Annotated in this window: 14 protein-coding genes; 7 read left to right on the top strand and 7 right to left on the bottom strand. The window is 66.3% G+C overall.

The features are described from left to right. Positions 1–271: 271 nt before the first annotated feature. From LB552_RS22050 to LB552_RS22065, 4 genes are all read right to left on the bottom strand, one after another. Complete coding sequence (locus LB552_RS22050) at positions 272–496, bottom strand: hypothetical protein (protein ID WP_224610229.1); 225 nt, start codon at positions 494–496, stop codon at positions 272–274. 96 nt (positions 497–592) lie between these two features. Then, positions 593–1,813, bottom strand: coding sequence for a GNAT family N-acetyltransferase (locus tag LB552_RS22055; RefSeq protein WP_224610230.1), 1,221 nt, complete (start codon positions 1,811–1,813; stop codon positions 593–595). A 9-nt stretch (positions 1,814–1,822) separates the two neighbouring features. Continuing rightward, positions 1,823–3,130 carry a hypothetical protein gene (locus LB552_RS22060; protein WP_224610232.1) on the bottom strand — a complete coding sequence of 436 codons (1,308 nt, stop codon included), beginning with the start codon at positions 3,128–3,130 and terminating at the stop codon, positions 1,823–1,825. Then, positions 3,127–4,311 (bottom strand): glycosyltransferase family 4 protein, encoded by a 1,185-nt coding sequence (locus LB552_RS22065; RefSeq protein ID WP_224610233.1) that lies wholly within the window; start codon positions 4,309–4,311, stop codon positions 3,127–3,129. The genes LB552_RS22060 and LB552_RS22065 overlap by 4 nt, the downstream gene beginning before the upstream one ends. Positions 4,312–4,666: 355 nt before the next feature. Here LB552_RS22065 and LB552_RS22070 point away from each other — a divergent pair, with 355 nt between their 5' ends. Together LB552_RS22070 and LB552_RS22075 are read left to right on the top strand one after the other, a co-directional pair. Then, positions 4,667–5,854, top strand: a complete 1,188-nt coding sequence (locus LB552_RS22070) for a DUF1972 domain-containing protein (protein WP_224601360.1) — start codon at positions 4,667–4,669, stop codon at positions 5,852–5,854. Further along, entirely contained in the window at positions 5,851–7,140 is a 1,290-nt protein-coding gene (locus LB552_RS22075) for a glycoside hydrolase family 5 protein (RefSeq protein ID WP_224610236.1), read from the top strand. The genes LB552_RS22070 and LB552_RS22075 overlap by 4 nt, the downstream gene beginning before the upstream one ends. 22 nt (positions 7,141–7,162) lie before the next feature. On the opposite strand, the gene LB552_RS22080 is transcribed toward LB552_RS22075, so the two are convergent. After that, positions 7,163–8,536 carry a VpsF family polysaccharide biosynthesis protein gene (locus tag LB552_RS22080; RefSeq protein WP_210239549.1) on the bottom strand — a complete coding sequence of 458 codons (1,374 nt, stop codon included), beginning with the start codon at positions 8,534–8,536 and terminating at the stop codon, positions 7,163–7,165. 1 nt (position 8,537) lies between these two features. Then, complete coding sequence (locus LB552_RS22085; protein ID WP_224610238.1) at positions 8,538–10,631, bottom strand: GumC family protein; 2,094 nt, start codon at positions 10,629–10,631, stop codon at positions 8,538–8,540. Between the two features lie 239 nt (positions 10,632–10,870). On the opposite strand from LB552_RS22085, the gene LB552_RS22090 reads away from it, so the two are divergent. The 5 genes from LB552_RS22090 (at position 10,871) to LB552_RS22105 (ending at position 16,042) form a co-directional block, all read left to right on the top strand. Further along, positions 10,871–12,400, top strand: coding sequence for a formyl transferase (locus LB552_RS22090; RefSeq protein WP_224610240.1), 1,530 nt, complete (start codon positions 10,871–10,873; stop codon positions 12,398–12,400). Beyond that, entirely contained in the window at positions 12,397–13,659 is a 1,263-nt protein-coding gene (locus LB552_RS22095; protein ID WP_224610242.1) for an FAD-dependent oxidoreductase, read from the top strand. The genes LB552_RS22090 and LB552_RS22095 overlap by 4 nt, the downstream gene beginning before the upstream one ends. A 189-nt stretch (positions 13,660–13,848) precedes the next feature. After that, positions 13,849–13,974, top strand: a complete 126-nt coding sequence (locus LB552_RS29685) for a hypothetical protein (protein ID WP_263481732.1) — start codon at positions 13,849–13,851, stop codon at positions 13,972–13,974. 190 nt (positions 13,975–14,164) lie between these two features. Next, positions 14,165–14,662, top strand: coding sequence for a GNAT family N-acetyltransferase (locus LB552_RS22100; RefSeq protein WP_224610244.1), 498 nt, complete (start codon positions 14,165–14,167; stop codon positions 14,660–14,662). 378 nt (positions 14,663–15,040) lie between these two features. Beyond that, a complete protein-coding gene (locus tag LB552_RS22105; protein WP_140840583.1) occupies positions 15,041–16,042 on the top strand; it encodes an aldo/keto reductase in 1,002 nt (333 codons plus the stop codon). A gap of 39 nt (positions 16,043–16,081) precedes the next feature. Here the strand turns inward: LB552_RS22105 and LB552_RS22110 are convergent, their stop codons facing one another. Beyond that, the gene (locus LB552_RS22110) at positions 16,082–16,309 is read right to left on the bottom strand and encodes a hypothetical protein (protein WP_140631530.1); all 228 of its coding nucleotides are present in this window, start codon (positions 16,307–16,309) and stop codon (positions 16,082–16,084) included. Positions 16,310–16,412 lie beyond the last annotated feature (103 nt).

Here is a 16,412-nt window from a genome sequence, read left to right on the forward strand (position 1 = left end):
CGGCATGAGTCAGACGCCGAGACGCAGAGCGGACAGTGGCAACCGCCTCGTTCCTTCGCGCCGCCCTCTGTCCTGCCGGACATCTCCCCCTCTAGGGGGGAGATTAGCAGACCGCGTGCCGGTACTCCCCCAATAACGTCGGCGATTGGCGAAAGCTGGCGTGACAGCCAATCTCCCCCCTAGAGGGGGAGATGTCCGGCAGGACAGAGGGGGGTGCTGTCCCGCCAGCATCTCGGATTTTTCTACATCGATGCGGAGCAAGGGAGCGGGATCAATCGTCGGCGGCCGGCGTCAGCTCCAGCTCCGCCGGCGTCAGCCCTTGCCTCAGTTGCGAAAGCCGGAACTCGTCGACCCAGTAGGCCTCGCCGTCGACCAGCACGCGGGCGCTGTAGGAGCCGCCGGAAAAGCGCTGCGCAGTCACATAGATCTTGTGGCGCTCAAGTGCGGTCTTCACCGCGGCGCGGCGGGACTTTTCTCTGGCAACGGGACTGGCCATGGCCTCACTCGAGCACGCTGCCGCTCCGATAGCGGCTGCCCATAAGGATGGCGGAGAGCGGGATGTGAGTCAATTTGCCGGGTGAAGGCGGCCCATTCACCGCCCCGCACGCAGCCGTCGCCAGCGCTGCATCGCCTCCTGCGCGACCTTGAACAGGCGCGGGTTGGCGCGCACGAAAGCCACGCCCCAGCCACGGTATTTGATGGCCTCGCTCGCCGCCATGCCCTTCGGCGTGATGCCGTAGCAAAGTTCGGACAGAACCGACTTCACTGCGCCCATATGTTCCTTGTAGCTCTGGTTGCCGACCGACAGGTCGAAATAGTCGAACCCCTGCCCGCGCCCCCATCTGATCAGCTCGCCCATGATGCAAAGTCCCGGCGAGACATTGGGAACCGCACCCTGGTCGATCGCGACCAGCAGCGCGTGCAGGGTGCCCAGATGGACCGCCAGATATTGGACCGCGACCATCACGTCGCCAGCGCGCAGGCCAAAGATCCGCACCGAACCGTCGGTCAGGCCGCGATGCGCGGCCTTGCGGTAGAAATCGACGACCGGCGGCTGCGCCAGCAGATCGAAGCGGCCGAGCTCGCGAAAACGGCTGAGCCGCATCTCGACCAGCTTGTCGAAGGTGGAATCCACCAGGGCTGGCGTGTCGGCCTCGACCAGGGCCAGGCCGCCATTGCGATCGAGCCGGCGCAGGTCCTTGTTGAGCGCCTTGACGAAGGACGGGCGACAGATGCGCTTGACGACGGTTTCGGCATCGCCATCCATGGCGATGCCGTAGTGGGAATGTATGGAATCGCGCGCCGGAGAAAGCAGCGCCAGGGGATTGGCGATGCCGCCGATCTGTTTCGGGATACCGACGATGTGGATGCGGTCGGCCGGCGGCAGCACGGCAAGCACCGCCGCCCATGCGGCCTCGGCTGATTGCCTGGTCCAGGGCGTCGCGTCGGCGAGCAACGGCGCGGAATAATCGCACACCCCGCAGCTCAGCCACTCGATCACCCAATGCTGGAATGCGCGGCGCCGCATCAACGGCACCAGCATCCTCGGCTCGCCCGTGGCGGCGTCCCTCACCTCGACGATGGCGAGATCGGCTTTTGGCGGCACAAGCCCTTCGACGATCCCTTCGGCCCAGGCAAAATGCTGGTGGCCGGTGCACACGCCCTCTGTCTCGAGACGCCGCCAGAGCGGTTTGACCGCTTCGAGGCTGGTGTGCAGCTGCGCCACATAAGCGCCGCCGGCGGCGTGCACCGCGGCCTCATCGCCGGCCAAGCCGGTCGTCATCGCGGCCATCGGCATTGCCTGGCTTGCCACATCATTCTCCTATCGTCTCTGGACTGCCAGCGTGGCCGCACGGCGCCAGGCGCCGAACACGCTGGGGCGCTGCTCGTTCGGGTGCTTGGAATTCCACATACGGTGAGCAGCGAAATACCATGAGGCCACTAGCACGAAGATCTCGGAGACCGCGGCTCCGGCCAGCGACCATGTCGACGGGGCGACGGCCAACAGAATCCCAATCGTCGCCAGCCCGATAATCGCGCCGGCCATGGTGATGAAGGCGACGATGCGGAAATCGCCAAGGATCTCGAGGACCACGCGCGGCATGATATAGGCCATGATCGGCACGAAGTTGGCGATGGCGAAAAGCCCGATCAACCCGACCGAGGCATGCTGCAGCGCCTGGGATTTGATCATCGGCAAGATGAACAGGATGCCGCAACCATAGGCCAGGCTGCCGAGCCCCATGACGAGCGCCCAGATCTTGGCCTGCGTCCACACGCGGTCGAACTCCTTGTTGCGCACCAGCTTTGCGAGTTCCGGCTGGGTCATGTTTGAGAAGGCAAGGCTGGAGATGCGCAGCGGCGCAAACAGCACCAGCACCGCCGCCAGCGGCGCATAGGCCGCGGGTCCGGCGATGCCCGCGACCAGCAGGGCCAGGCATTGCCCCTGGATGTTGGTGGTTGTGGCGCTGAACCCCGACCAGCGAAGCTGCGGCCAGAGCTTTGCATAGCGCCGCAGGGTCGGCGCACGAAAGGAGATGCGCAGCCTGCGGCGCGCCAGTCTCACCAGCACGGCGATGCCGACCACATTGGCCACGGCAAGCGCGTAGAAGGTGACCTGAAGCGCGTCCGCAAAGAACCAGATCGCCGCTCCTGCGAGCCCAATGCCCGCGATCGTGAACGCCGCGTCGCTGATGGAGACGACGAGCTGCATGCGGCGCGCGAAGAAGGCGGTGCGCATATGGCTGCGCAGCGACCAGGCCCCGACGAAGCAGGCGGCGCCGATGCCGCTCGGGTCGCCCAGGAGGCGCATCAGCAGCCCGGTGCCCAATCCCATCAGCAGCGCCACCACAAGCGCCGCCGATCCGAAGGTCACGTCGTAGGCGTCGACGCCGGCGCTGTTGGCGCTTTTGCTCATCCATACCGTGGCGGGAACGGCGGTGAGCGAGCGGATATAGGACAAGCCGACGCCGCCCATCACCATGGCCAGCGCGAAGAGCCCATAACCTTCGGCCGACAAAAGATGCAGCAGCGCGATGTTCAGGGCGAAATGGAAACCGCTCTGCATCGCCTCGCCGCCGATCATCAATATGAGGCGCCGCACCAGATGGGCCGGGAAGGTGAACTTCACGGGCTTGTCTCCGCCTCGCGGGCGACACGCGCCCGCCCCTGCCGCGGCGGCGTCGCCTTCAGCTTGTCGGCCACGATCGCCACGATCGCGGCGGCGGCGATCGGCTCGCTGAAGAGCGCCTCGTAGCGCGCGCGACCGGCAGCGGCGAAGCCGCGCCACAGATCCGGCCGCAGGATGATCTCGCCGAGCTTGCCGGCGAGGGCGGCCGCGTCGCCCGGCGGCACATGCCAGCCGGTCTCGCCGTCGGCCACCACTTCCACCAGTCCGCCGATCGCCGAGACCAGCGGCGGCCGTCCCCAGCCCATCGCCTCGATGGCCACGCGGCCGAGCGATTCCGGGCGGCGCGACGGCACCGCGACGATGTCGGCCCAGCGATAATGGTTAGTTGGGTCGGAGACGAAAGGCAGCACCTCGACATGCCCTGTCAGGCCCATGCGCCCAACCAACTCGGCCAACGCCTGCTCGCGCTCGACGCTTTCGAAGGCGCCACCGACGAGGCGGACCTCGACACGGTCGCGCAACTCGGCGGGGAGCGAGGCGACGGCTTCGAGCAGCACCTCCTGCCCCTTTATGCGGTTGACGCGGCCAAGCAGCAGGACCTTGAGCGGCCGGTTGCCGTCATAAGTCATCGGCAGTGCCGCGACGGGACCGGCAACGCCGTTATAGACGACATGCGTGCGCCGCCCCTTGGCATCGAGGGCCGGCGGATCGCCGAAGGTGGCGCGCGTTGCGCGCGAGTTGAAGATGAGATCCGCCTTGCTCCAGCGCATCAGCGCGACAAGCACCTTGCGCAGGATGCCCTCGGGAATCTCATGGATGTGCAGCAGCGCCTTGCGCGGCAGGAGACGCGCGGCCAGCGCATAGTCGGCGATGATCGAGGTGTTGATGTAGGTCAGGTCGCTGCCCCGCATGCGCCGCCAGGCGCGCCAGAGCGCCGTCGGCAACCGCGCCATCTCGACGGTGGCGAGCTTGAGCATCGCCTGGCGCCTGAGCACCCAGAGCGGCTCGAACACGATGCGGCTGGCATGCGGCTTGAGGATATCGACAATCGGTCCCTCGCGCGGCAGCACGACCTCGATCTCGGCGGCCGGAAACGCGGCGCGCAGCGCAGCCACGCTCTCCGCGAAGCTGCGGTCCGAACCATAGAGCTCGTAGCCCTGATGAACGCAGGCTATGCGCATTGCTATCTTTCCACCTTGCACCCCGAGTCCGCTCAGCACCGGACCTTTCAAAGCGCGGAAGGAACTTCATGCCAAATCCGCACGCCGCTCTACCCGGCGATGGCCACTGCAGGCCGGGAGCAAGGATCATGCCGGGTCTCGAATGTCCGGCCGCGACCCACGAACCCCAGCCGTGCCCCATATCGATACAGATACGTCGCGAAAGTTGACCGATGATGAAGCAAGCCATGTAGCTTGAAGAGAAATTTTACACCTTCATGTGAATATTCGCCCTGGGGGTACCCTGGCACGGAAGTTGCTGGGCGTGTCATTGCCGTAACAACAACTATGACCGGACCCTGGGGATTCCTTTATTTTGAAACCGGAACGACCTTCCACCCTGATCGAAAAGCCTTCGATCCTGATCCTGGGGACGCGCGGCATTCCGGCTTCTCACGGCGGCTTCGAGACTTTCGCTGAGCGCCTGGCGCTTTTCCTGGCCGGACGCGGCTGGAAGGTCGGCGTCTACTGCCAGAAGGAGGTCGAGCGCGTCGGGCAAAGGGTGACGAGCGAGACCTGGCGCGGCATCGAGCTCATCACTATCGAGGTCGCCTCCAAGGGTCCCCGCGCGACACTGGAATTCGATTGGCAATGCGTGCTCGACGCCGCCAGGCGGCCGGGCGTGTGCCTGGTGCTCGGCTACAATGGCGCGGTGTTCCTGACCTGGCTCAGGCTCATGCGGCGCAAGATCTTCACCAATATGGACGGCATCGAGTGGCGGCGGCCGAAATGGGGGCCGGCGGCGCGCAGTTGGTTCTGGCTCAACGAATGGATCGGCGCCTGGCTCTCGCATCGGCTCATCGCCGACCACCCGGCGATCGCCGACCATCTGGCAACAAGGCGGCCGCGCGGCGCCATCGCCACGATCGCCTATGGCGCGGACCCGGTGACCTCAGCGCCGGAAGAACCCGTTCGCGCGCTCGGGCTCGAACCCGGTAAATACCTGATCTCGATCGCGCGGATCGAACCCGACAACAACATCCTGCCGATCATCGAAGCCTTCCGCAGCCGCGATCGCGGCGACATGAAGCTGGTGGTGCTCGGCACGCTCAACGACGACATTCCCTACCACCGCGCCGTGCGCGCGGCGGCAGGCAGCACGGTGATCATGCCGGGCGCGATCTACGATCAGGCGACGGTGCAGGCGCTGCGCTATCATGCGCGCGCCTATATGCACGGCCACACGGTGGGCGGCACCAACCCCTCGCTGGTCGAGGCGCTTGCCGCCGGCAACATGGTGATCGCGCATGACAACCGCTACAATCGCTGGGTCGCCGGCGAGGCGGCGATTTACTTCAGTGATACCGACAGCCTGAGCCAGCGGATCGACGAGGCGCTGGCCGACGACGCGCTGGTGGCGCGCTGCAGCAAGGCGGCGCGAACGCGGGCCCGCGAGGCTTTCCGCTGGGAAGACGTGCTCATTGCCTACGAGAAGGAAGCGCTGCGGCAACTCGGCGTCACCACCGCCGCGCCGGCGAAAGCCGACCGCGCCAAGCACGCATGACCGGCTGGTCGCGCCGCCGGCTCCTCGGCGCGGCGCTGGTCGCGGCAATAGCGCCGCTGGCGAGCGCGCTTCCGCCACTGTCATCTCCAGCGCGTGCCGCCGGGGCATGGCCTTTCAGGCGCGGCGTCAATACCTGGCCCTGGTTTGCGCTGACGCGCGAATTTCCTGCACCCCGCACCGACTATGACTGGCCGCCTTTCCAGTCGCAGCGGCCGGTGCCGACGCCGGCCGACCTTGCCCGCCTGCGCGCCAGCGGGCTCGACTTCATCCGCCTGCCTGTCGATCCGGGGCCGTTCCTGGCCGCCGACGCGGGCCAGCGCGCCGACCTCATGGCAATGCTGAGCGCGGCGGTCGAGGCAGCGCTCAGCGCCGATCTCGGCGTCATCGTCAATATACAAGCCAACGGCGCCATACAAGCCAACGGCGCCACGCATTACTGGAATCCCGACCGCATGTATTCGAGCACCGCGGCGCCGGAATTCGCGCGCTACCAGGTCTTTGTCGGCGAAGTGGCCGGCATGCTGGCAGACATGGCGCCCGGCAGGATAGCGCTGGAGCCGGTCAACGAGCCGCCGCAGGACTGCTCCTCCGGGCTGTGGCCCAAGGTGCAGGCGGCTCTGCTGAGCGCGGCTCGGGTCTCGGCGCGCAAGCTGCCGCTGCTCGCCACCGGCGGCTGCGGCTCGATGGTGCGGGGCCTCGCCGCGCTCGATCCGGCACCGCTGGCGGCCTTCGAGCCGATCCTGTTCACGTTCCACTTCTACGAGCCCTACCTGTTCAGCCATCAAGGCGCGCCGTGGATGCGCGAGCCGGTCTACCGGGCGCTGAACAATGTGCCGTGGCCAGCCTCCGCCGGGACGCTGGAAAGAACGCTGGCCTCTGTCAGGACAAGGATGGCGCAGGATTCCGAGAGGTCCAACGAAGCCAAGAAGGCCGCCTATGCCGAGACAGAGAAGGTGCTAAAGGTCTATTTCGATGCGCAGCCCGACCGCCGCTTCATCGACCGCTACCTCAAGCAGGTGAGTGACTGGGCGCAGACCCATCGCATCGCGCGCGAGCGCATCATCATGGGCGAGTTCGGCGCGTTGCGAACCGATGCACGATACACAGCCGCGCCCAACCCGGACCGCGCCCGCTACATCGGCGATGTCCGGCAGAGCGCCGAGGCATTCGGCTTTCCCTGGGCATTCTGGGACCTGTTCGACGGCATGGGCATGATGGACGACACCACGCGCGCGCTCGATCCCGCGATGGTCGAGGCGCTCGGGCTGAGGATGCCGCGCGCTTGACTTGCTGAATCACCAAACCGCGCTAAGGGTTTGGTTTCCATCTGGCGGCGAATGCGTAGCGAGACTCGCCGCGTTCCTTCGCCTGCGTCCTTTGACGCGCAACAGGCCTCGCCGGCCGATAAAGCGCCAGCGCGATGACCACGAATTTGGTCATCAGCGTCGTCTTGGAGGCGATGCTTTCGGAGGTGTTGAGCAGGATGAGCCAACCCAGCATAGGCAGCCAGATGCCCGAATGGCAGCGGCGCGCGACCTCGTGCATGAACAGCGCGAAGCCGAAGAAGATCAAAAGCGTGAAGAACGCTCCCTGGTAGAGCGTCAGGCGCAGGATCGGGTTCTCGATGCCTTGCTCAAGGCCGGTGATGCGGCGCATGCTGTCGAGCAGGTCGACATCGGGCCCGACGATCAGGTCGCGCAATTCCAGATGCCTGAAGAGATCGAACATCTCGACGCGGGCGTTGGCGCTGCCGCTGTCGGAGACGAAACGTTCGAGCAGCGCGTCGAAGAAGCCGTAATAGCCGGCAAGCGCGATGGCCAGCGGCAGCAGCGCGGCGAGCATGATCGCCAGCGCGGCGCCCAAGAGGTTGACGCGTCCGGTGCTGAGCTGCGCCAGGCCCTGGATCAGCAAATAAACGCCGCTGAGCAGGATCGTCAGCACCATGCCCGAGCGGCCGCCGAAGGCGACCAGTGCGCAGAACTGCAGGCCGACAAGCGCCAGCCTGAGCGGCGTCGACAGGGAACGCGAGCCGGATAGCAGCGACAGCACATAGATCGAGGTGACCGTGGCATTGGAGAGCGGGTGCCCCTGCAGCGCGGTGGAGCGCAGATCGTTGACGAACACCGCGCCGTCGAACCTGTAGGGGAACACCAGATGTTTGGTGCCGAACTCGAACAGCGCCAGCAGCGCGTTCGCCGTCATGACGACATGGATGACCGCCTGCAGCCAGGCAAAGGTTTTCTCGTCATCCTCGCTCAGCAGCAGCACGATCAGCGCCGGGGCGACGAAAGTGTCGATCATGCCGGCCATGCCGGGGCGCTGCCTGAGGATGACGACGAAGAGAAGCACGGTCGAGATCACCGCCATCAGCATCGTGGCCGGCCGCCTGTTCGTGACATGGATCACATAGCCGACCGGATTGCCGAAGATGCAGGAGCGCCAGACGAAGACGAGCACGAAGAGATAGGTGGAAGGGTGGATCTTGCTCAGCGGACTGCCTTGCAAGCCGTCGTAATTATAGCCTGCGAGCCACAGCATGCCGCCGGAGACGGAAAACAGAAGCAGCACCGCGATAGTCAGGCCAAGACGGGTCAGCGTGTCGACTGGGACAGTGCGCGGGCCCGCCATGCCATAGCCCGAAGCCGAAACAGGCCGGGCGGTACCAGCCAGGATCGAGGCCATGTCAGGCCGCCTCGTCGACCAGCATGGCGCCGGTCGGCAGCCGCCCCATGACGGAGACCGCTTCCGAGGTCGCGGCGACGTCGCGCATCGGCGTCGCATTCAGCCTGGCGACGAGTAGGATCTCGTCGGCCATGGCGACCAGCGGCAGGACGTTGAGGTCGTCCGCCAGCGCGCCGCCGTCGATGACGACGAGCTCGAAGCTGTGATTGGCCTCGGCCAACATCCGATGGGCGAAATAGAGCGCCTGCGCTTCCTGGAACACCGCGGTCGGCCGCCCCCGGCTGACCAGCGCCACGGAACTACCCGGTGCATAGCGGCTGACCGCGTCGAGCGGATATTCGCCGCGCAGCACGTCGAGCACGCCGGGCTGCGGGTCCTTCTGGCCCTTGCCGGCATTGATGTCGATGAACAGCACGCGGCGCCCCCTGGCCGCCGCCGCGTTGGCGAGCTGCCATGCCACCCTCGACCGCTCAGCCTTATCCTCAGGTGGCGACGCCACCAGGATGGAGGGTACCAGCGGCCAGTCCGGCGGGCGCCTGGTGGCGGCGGCGATGCGCTGCAGCGCGAGCCCGGCCACGGCGTCGGTTTTCTGGGCGGCAGCGCCGGAGCGGCGGCGCCCCCTGCCCGGCAGAACGCCCAGCACCGGCGCCTCGATGGCCGACTGCATCTGGTTGGCGGACAGCACGGTTGGCGACAGATATTCGGCGATCAGCGCCATGCCGATGCCCAGCGCCAGCCCGCCGAAGATGGCGCCGAAGATAAGCAGCCCCTTCGGCGGCCAGCTCTTCTTCAGCGCCGGCATAGCCTGCGAGATGATGCGGGCATTGGTGCTGTTGACGTTGGTCTGCTCGCGCGTTTCCTGGGCGCGCTGCAGGTAGTTGGCATAGACGGTGCGCACGGCGTCGAGATCGCGCTGTAGCTCGCGCAGCCTCACCGAGGCCTGGTCGGTGTCGAGCGACTTGCCTTTCAGGGATGCCACCTTGGCCTCCAGGGCCTTCTGGTTGGCCGACGCGCGCTCGTAATCGGTCTCGGCGGCAGTGACGAGGCGGCCGAGCTCACGCGAAATCAGCTTGCGCAGATCGCTGAGCTGCTGCTGCGCGGAGATCATCGAAGGATGGCGCGGCCCGAGCTCGGTGCCGAACTGCGATATCTGGTCGACCAGCGTCGCCTCCTGCGCCCTGAGACTCGCAATGACCGGCGAGCGCATCGCCTCCGATGTCGCGTCAGGCGCGCCGCCCTGCCGGCGCAGCTGGTCGACCTGTGCCTTGAGCTGGGCCGTACGGGTCTGGGCGGCTGTCAATTGTGTATTGAGATCGGTCAGTTCCTGATCGCTGACCAGGTTGCCGGCCGCCATCACCATGTTGTGCTCGGCCTTGTAGGTCTCGACCGCGTTGGCAGCCTGCTCGACGCGCTTGCGCTGGTCTTCCAGCCGGGCGCTGATCGCGTCGGAGGCGTCGGCCGCGGCCTTCGAGCGCGCTTCGGCCTGGTCGTCGAGATAGGCCTGCGCGATGGCGTTCGCGAGTTCGGCCGCCAGGTCGGCGCTCTTGGCCGTGATGATGATGTTGAGCACCAGCACCTTGTCGTCGCGCTTCACCGCCAGGCGACGGCGCAGCGCGTCGAGCGTTTCAGCTGTCCTGTCGCCGTCGCCCGAGCCGAAGAACATGCCCAGCCAGCCGCCGAGCCCGCCCTGCCCGTTGAAGTCCGGGTTCTCGGTCAGGTTGGTCGCCTTGATGGCGCGCAGCAGGACGCCGTTCGATTGCGCCACACTCACCTGGCTTTCGACCTGAGTGATGCCGCCATCGGGCGAGATGCGGCTGGGATTGACATCGTTGGTGACGACCTGGAGGTCTTGCGGATCGATGATGATCTGCGCCGTCGAGGAATAGAGCGCCGGTGTCAGGAACGCGTAGATCAGCGTCGCGATAGTGAGCAACGCGACGGTGGCGAAGATCAGCTTGCGGCGGCGCAGCAGGATGCGGCCGAGATCGCCAAGCTCGACCGTGGCGGGCGCGGGCGCAGGCGCGTGATAGGCCGGCGCCGGCGCGATCGCCTCCGGAGCGTTCTGCTGAGGCACCATGAGCAGGGGTGATTGCAAAGGTCGCTCCGAGAACGCTCCATCGGCCGGCAAACGAGAAATGCGGCGTTGGTCTAGCTATTCCCGGCAACGATTAAAACACTGTTAATTATGTTCATAAATTGAGGCCGCTCTGGCACGAAGTTTGCACCAACGCAGTAGAATCTAAGTGCAGCCTAAATTGGAGACATCGTGCGCATGCGGCGGGAATTTGATCTGGCCAGCCGGGTCGGCGGCACCGGATGTGCCCGGGGCTGGCGATGCGCCTGACCCTGCGCCTCGACGGCGATTGCGTGCGCGCTTTTCATGTGGCGCTGGCCGAGCGGTTGTCGCTGCTGCCCGGCGTGGAGCTTGCGGTCGACGGCCGTCCGGCGGCGGGCGGCGTGCCGCGCGAAGCCGAAGCGCTGTTCCAGCTTGAGACGCTGATCCATCGCCTGCCCGCCAATGGGACGGCCAGGCGTGTGCCGCTTTCGGCACTGGCCGGCCATGCGAGAGCGTCCGCGCCGGCCGACCTCACAATCGATCTCATCGGCGACGTCGAGCCGCAGGGCAGACGGGTCTGGCGGCTCGCCTATGATGGCGTCTGCGGCGAGGAGGCCCTCCTGGCGCTGATCCTTGCCGGCCGCACGCCGCTGGCCCGCCTGGAACAGAACGGCGCGACAGTCGCCGAGGGACGGCTCGGCACCGAATATCACGGGATCGCGCTGGCTTCCTTCCAGGACATGCTGGCGCGCAGCGCCAGCCTGATCGTCGCGGCGGTTAACGGCGCCGCCCGCTCATCGCTTCCGGTGCTCCCCGAACCATCCGAGACGGCGCCGTCAGCCATGCCGTCGGCCACGAAGCTCGGTGTGCGTGCGGCCAAGGCGACGGCACGCCGCATCGTCCAGCAGATCTATCATTTGTGCTACAACGCCCCACATTGGCGGGTCGGCTGGCGCGAGACCGGCGGCAAGGATCTCTACGAACTGCGCGCCCATCCGCAATCCGGCTGGCGCGATTTGCCGGACGACGGCAGCCGCTTCTACGCCGACCCGTTCCCGGTGCTTTACCGCGGCCAGGTGACGCTGTTCGTCGAGGACTACATCCACCGCACCGGCAAGGCGATCCTGTCGGCAGTGGCGTTTGGCCCGTCCGGCCCAGTCGGCACTCCGAAGCCGGTTCTGGAGCTGCCCTACCACCTCTCCTACCCCTTCGTGTTCGAGCGCGACGGCCAGATGTGGATGGTGCCGGAAAGCTCCGCCAACCGGACCGTCGACCTCTACCGCGCCACCGCCTTCCCGGGCGGCTGGGTCAAGGAAGCGACGCTCCTGTCGGACATCATCGCCAGCGACGCCACGCTTGTCGAGCATGGCGGGCGCTGGTGGATGTTCGCTACCGTACGCGACGGCGGCGGCGCCTTCTCGGACCAGCTGCATCTGTGGTCGGCGCCGGATTTCCGCGGGCCGTGGACGCCGCACCCGAAGAACCCCGTTATGATCGACATCGCCTCGGCGCGGCCGGCGGGCCGCATGGTCAGCCGCGGCGGCCAACTCCTTCGCCCGGTGCAGGACTGCCGCAGGAGCTATGGCGCCGCGCTCGGCATAGCGCGCGTCACTCAGCTTGACGAGAGCGGCTTTGGACAGGTCGTCGAAACGATCCTCAACCCCGGTGCCGGCTGGGCCGGCCGCAAGCTGCACACGCTCAACGAGGCGGGCGGGCTGGAATTCATAGATGGTTCGGCAATGGCGCCGCGCTGGAAACAGATCCAACGGGGCGACGCCCTGCCTGCGGGCCATGGAGACTATAAATGAGCATCGCAGAGGACCGCAAAGCGCCCGCCGTGCCGGCCGACCGGACCGAAGTCGAAGTGGCGATCGTCGGCGCGGGGCTCGCCGGAACCGTGCTGGCGCTGTCGCTCGCCAAGGCGGGCCGCAAGATCGCGCTGGTCGATCCGCATCGTATCCACCATGACGAATTCCGGGCCGAGAAAACCCGGGCGGAGCAGATGGGACTGTTCGAGAAACTCGGCCTCGGCCCGGTTTTCAGGTCTCTCGTCACCCCGATGACAGACGTCCATGTCTTCCGCTTCGGCCAGCTGTTCGAGCGCAAGCGAAACTGGGAGTACGCCTTTTCCTACACGCCGCTCGTCAACGGCCTGCGCGCGGCGCTGCCTCCGCAAGTGCCGCTGACGATCGGCAAAGTCGCGGAGGTCTCGACGGGACCGGACCGGCAGCGGCTGGTGCTCACCGACGGCTCCGTGATCGATGCCCGGCTGCTGGTCGTGGCCACCGGCTATAGCGAGGCGGTGCGGCGCGCGATCGGCGTCGAGCGCGTCGAGGAATCGAAGGCGCATTCGCTGACGTTGGGGTTCGATCTCGCGGTGACGCCGCAGGAATTCGGCTTGCCGTCCCTCACCTTCTACGGAAGGCGGATCGCCGATCGCATTGCCTTTCTTACCATCTTCCGGATTGGCGAGCGGATGCGCGCGAACATGTTCGTCTACCGGACCGTCGCCGATCCGTGGGTGCGGTCGTTCCGCGAGGACCCGCAAAAGATGCTCCTGGAGTTGATGCCGGAGATCGCGGCTCGATGCGGCAACTTCGTCGTCGCCAGCGAGGTCGAGGTGAGGCAGGTCGGCCTGACAACGACGCAGGGCCATCGGCGCGACGGTGTCGTCTTCATCGGCGATGCGTTCGCCACGACCTGCCCGGCGCAAGGCGACGGCATCCACCGGGTACTGACCGATGTCTATTGCCTCAGCTCGACGCATATCCCCGCCTGGCTCGAGACGCCCGGCATGGCGGCCGACAAGATCTGCGCCTTCTACGACGATCCTGCCAAGATCGCCGCCGACGCCAGGGCCATGCGCGCCAGCATCTATGCAAAGCGGATAACCACCGAGACGGGGGTTGAATGGCGGCTGCGCCGCCTGCGCAACAACACCGCGCGGCGCTTGATGATCTTTGCCCGTCGATTCCGCGAGGCGGGAAAATCGGGTGACGCCGGACCTGGCCCAGAGGGAACTGCTTTCGACCAAACCGGCAAGGCACCGGCCGGCCTGGGAACATGATCGTGAGCGATCTTACCAATCCGTAAGTCGCGGTCCCTGGCAAAGCCGGTTTAGATCGTGGCGAGCAGTGTCTCCTGCTCGGCGGGACAGCACGCCCGTCGCTCCAATGGCCCGCTGCCACCTTTATCGGTTCGGCGGCGGGCTATCGGATGGCGACTCTCACAAAGCGGATTATCCTACGAGGACCCGGTGAAGGTCGCGACCGGCAAAGCCAGCATGCGTTCCAGCATCTACGCCAGGCGCATCGCCATGGAAACAGGGCTCGAATGGCGGCTGGGCCGCCTGCGCAACAACACCGCGCGCGCCAGCTTGTGATTCTGGGCCGCAAGATAAGCCGTCGCGAAGAATTGCCGGCGCCGGGCGCGGCGTAAAGCGGAGATCCCAAGCGCGGATAGGCTGGCGGGACAGCACCCCCTCTGCCCTGCCGGGCATCTCTCCCACAAGGGGGAGATTGGCTGTACCCATCGCTTCGCCCTATCTTCAGACTCCAACAAGGATGGCGACCATGACCCGCATCCGGGCGATGACGAGAAACGACCTGGCCGATGTGTCGCGGCTGCTCGGCCAATCGTGGCGGCGGACCTATGCGCCGATCATGGGCGACGAGACCGTGGCCAGGCTCTCCGATGAAAGGCACGCGCCGGAAAGGCTCGCGGCTGAGCTCGATGACGAGGACAAGATGTCCTTCGTCGCCGAGCGCGCCGATGGCTCGATTGCCGGCTATGCGATGGCGGCAATGGACGGAAAAGGCGATGTGATGCTGCAGCGGCTCCACATCGAGCCGCAGGCCTTCGGCAGGGGTCTTGCGGTCGACCTTCTGCACGCGGTGCTTGCCGCGCATGCCGGCATCCCCAGCATCGCGCTGGAGGTGATAGAAGGCAACGACCGCGCGATCGCCTTCTACCGCAAGCACGGCTTCGAAGTGGTCGAACGCCGGGAAGCGGCCCACGGCGTCGGCGGTCACGCCTCGCTGATCATGCGCCGCATGCTGCCGATGGCTTAGAGCTTATAAAGTTGATGAAAGCACCCCTTGCTGACCTGCCGGGCATTGCCTGCCTATGCGGTGGTGCTTGCGACGCAGCTGCCACGCTTGGGACAACAACTATCGGCTTTTTTGGCGGCCCTCGGCGGCAATGCCGATCGCGTCACAGCCAGGCGGCGCTCCGCCAGATTCGAGAAGGTCCAGGTGGTTCCGTCAGAGCTCCGAGGGAGTGCAGCCAGCCGGAACCACCCGCCCGCCTTGTGTCCTTCCCAAGACGCATGGACGATACGAGTCTGTGCCCGGCCCAGCTTTGATCCGGATCAAGCGAATGTGCCGGCTGGACGTCCCGCCTTAGGCCCCTATATTCGCGAGCGCTGATTTTCCTTCGGAGCAAGACGCATGAGCCTCGGCAAACAGAAACTCGGCAGCCAGGGACTCGAAGTCTCTGCCATCGGCCTCGGCTGCATGGGGATGAGCCAGGCCTATGGCCCGGCCGACGAGGCGGAGTCGATCGCGACGATCCACCGGGCGATCGAGCTCGGCTGCACCTTTCTCGACACGGCCGAGGTCTACGGCCCCTTCGCCAATGAGGAGCTGCTTGGACGCGCGCTGCAAGGCCGGCGCGATCAGGTGACGATCGCGACGAAGTTCGGCTTCCGCATCGCCGACGGCAAGCAGGCCGGGCTCGACAGCCGGCCCGAGCATATACGCGAGGTGGTCGACGCTTCGCTCTCGCGACTTGCCACCGACCGCATCGACCTCCTCTACCAGCACCGCGTCGACCCCGCCGTGCCGATGGAGGATGTCGCGGGCGCGGTCGGCGAACTGGTGGCGCAGGGCAAGGTGCGCTTCTTCGGCCTGTCGGAGGCGGGCATTGCCAACATCCGCCGCGCGCATGCCGCGCATCCGGTCTCGGCGCTGCAGAGCGAGTATTCGCTGTGGGAGCGCAACCTCGAGCCCGAGATCATCCCGGCGCTGAAGGAGCTCGGCATCGGCCTGGTGCCGTTCGCTCCGCTCGGCCGCGGCTTCCTCGCCGGCGACGTCAGGCGTGCGGAGGAGTATCCCGAAGGCGATTTCCGTCGCGGCGATCCGCGCTACCAAGGCGAGAATTTCGACCTGAATATCGCGGCGGCCGCCACGGTGCGCGACATCGCCGCGGCAAAGGGCGTCAAACCCGGCCAGATCGCGATCGCCTGGCTGCTCGCCAAAGGCCCGGATTTCGGCATCGACATCGTGCCGATCCCCGGCACCAAGCGCCGGGCCTATCTGGAAGAGAACGTCGCGGCGGCCGATATCGCGCTCGACGCCACCGAGATGCTGGGGCTCGACATGGCACTGACGCCCGACAAGGTGTCAGGGCCGCGCTACAACGAGCGGACGATGTCTCTGGTGGACCGGTAGAAGCTGGCTAATCTCCCTCGGGAGGATTGGGCAACGGCCCTATTTTTTCTTGCAGTCCGACATCGCCTCCATCGCCTTCCTCGCCTCACCCTCGCTGGCGTATTTCTTCTTGCCGAGATCGACGACAAGCGTGCCGTCGGGCTTCTTCGGCACGATCTCGCACTGCTTCGACACGGCGTCTCTGGCGACCCAGTATTGCTCGGCTGCCATGACCGGTAGGCTCATGATGCCGGTGGCGAGGATTGCGGCGAGGATGGTGCGAACCATTGCGGACCTCCATGGCTCTGGTTGGAACGCAACGCGAAACAGGCGGGCGCCGATTGGGCGACGCACGACACGCTGCCTTTGGAAAACGCCCTGTCCGCCGCTG

Origin of the sequence: Mesorhizobium sp. CA7, from assembly GCF_020165015.1 — a bacterium.
Classification (GTDB): Bacteria; Pseudomonadota; Alphaproteobacteria; order Rhizobiales; family Rhizobiaceae; genus Mesorhizobium.